The 1858-nt window shown below is 48.6% G+C and carries 3 protein-coding genes; 2 read left to right on the top strand and 1 reads right to left on the bottom strand.

All coding sequences use genetic code 11. The features are described from left to right. Positions 1–31: 31 nt before the first annotated feature. Positions 32–850 carry a MotA/TolQ/ExbB proton channel family protein gene (locus tag ASC50_RS06555; protein ID WP_082592127.1) on the top strand — a complete coding sequence of 273 codons (819 nt, stop codon included), beginning with the start codon at positions 32–34 and terminating at the stop codon, positions 848–850. A 14-nt stretch (positions 851–864) separates the two neighbouring features. Then, positions 865–1272, top strand: coding sequence for an ExbD/TolR family protein (locus tag ASC50_RS06550; RefSeq protein ID WP_055431598.1), 408 nt, complete (start codon positions 865–867; stop codon positions 1270–1272). Between the two features lie 71 nt (positions 1273–1343). Here the strand turns inward: ASC50_RS06550 and ASC50_RS06545 are convergent, their stop codons facing one another. Then, complete coding sequence (locus ASC50_RS06545; RefSeq protein WP_056928851.1) at positions 1344–1856, bottom strand: DJ-1 family glyoxalase III; 513 nt, start codon at positions 1854–1856, stop codon at positions 1344–1346. Between the last annotated feature and the right edge of the window lie 2 nt (positions 1857–1858).

Raw genomic sequence — 1858 nt, 5'->3', positions numbered from 1 at the left:
TTCGTACCTTTGCACAAAAATTTTAAATCGTATGAACATATTAGGTTTTATTCAGGCACAGGCAGAGGGATTTGCCACAGAAGTGGAGGCACAGATACCTGTGGTGGAAGTGAAGATGAACATCCTTGAGTTAGCGACTAAGGGGGGTTGGATTATGGTGCCGATTCTGCTCCTGTTGCTGGTGTCCGTCGCTATCTTTATCGAGCGCATCATGGTGATTAATAAGGTGTCGCAAAAAGACATCACGTTTATGTCGCGTATCAACGACTATCTGCATGAGGGCAATGTGGAGGCTGCCTCCAAATTGTGCAAGCGCAATGACACGCCCTATTCGCGGATGGTGGAAAAAGGGTTGCAGCGCATCGGACATCCGGCGAGCGACATCCTGTTTGCCATTGAAAATCAAGGGGCTATCGAAATTTCCAAGCTGGAAAAGGGCTTTTTCTGGGTGGCGACCACGGCTGCTGTTGCGCCGATGCTGGGCTTTTTCGGAACCGTGACCGGGATGGTCAAAGCTTTTTTTGCGATGGCAAACGCCGGTAGCAATGTAGACATAACTAACTTGTCGTCAGGCATTTACGAAGCACTTGTAACCACTGTTGCCGGTTTGTTTGTGGGTATTCCCGCACTGTTTTTGTACAACTTCCTGCAAGCCAAGTTAAATGTGGTAACTACCAAGATGGATTCGCAAATTATGGATTTCATGGATATTGTGAACGAAACGGAAGTCGCCAAAGTGTCGGAACATTCCAGAGGGTTTGTGACCATGCAGCAGCCCGCATTTGTGGTTCCTAAGCCCGAATCCAGACCCGTTCGGCAGTCACGGGAATTAACAGAAGACGATGAATAAAAAACATTGAACAGATGGGAATTAAGAGAAAAAACAAACTGACTGCGGAGTTCAATATGTCGTCCATGACGGATATGATTTTTTTGTTGCTCATATTTTTCATGATTACGTCCACGGTGGTGACGCCGAACGCCATCAAGGTGATGTTGCCCCAAAGTGCCCAGCAGACATCTGCCAAGCCACTTTCGCGCGTGACAATCGACAAAAACCTCCGTTATTATGTGGCATACGACAGGGAAAAAGAAAAACGGGTCAATTTTGACGACATCGTGCCTTTTTTGCAAAAGTGCTACGCCCAAAATAATGAGATGTATGTCGCGCTCTATGCCGACGAGACAATTCCATACGCGGAAGTGGTGAAATTGTTGGATATTGCCAATCAAAATCATTTCAAGATGATTTTGGTGACGCGACCACATTGAGCAATGTAGAATGAGGGATTGCGGGTCAAGCCCGCAATGACAAATATTATGAGTTAGAATGATGAAGGAGTTTACGAAAGAAGAGGTTTATGGTTGGTCGGGTGCAGTAGTTCTGCTGCTCCTGCTTCTTCTTTTGCCTGCCCTTGCAACTCTGCCACGAGTGCCAGCGCAAACTCGAATGTGTAGCCCGGACCCTTTCCGGTGATGATGTTGCCGTCTTTCACAACGCTTGCATCTGCGATTGTGGCACCTTGTAGCGTATTTTCCATGCCGGGGTAGCAGGTGGCTCGTTTGCCTTGCAGCAGCCCTAAGCCGCCAAGCACCATTGGTGCTGCACAAATCGCTGCAATTTTTTTGCCTGCTGCGGCATGTTGTTTGAGCAGATTTTTCAGACCCTCGTGGGCGTTCAAATTTTTCGTTCCGGAACCGCCGCCGGGCAATACCAGCAAATCGCCGCCGGAAAAATCCACCTCCGCAAACAGCGCGTCAGCCACCACCGGAATGCCATGCGCTCCCGACACCTGCAATGTAGCAGCAACAGAAACAGTGGTCACATCCAAGCCACCACGCCGCAAAATATCCACCG

It is taken from the genome of Candidatus Symbiothrix dinenymphae, assembly GCF_001431085.1.
This window is presented reverse-complemented; position numbering and strand designations above follow the sequence as displayed.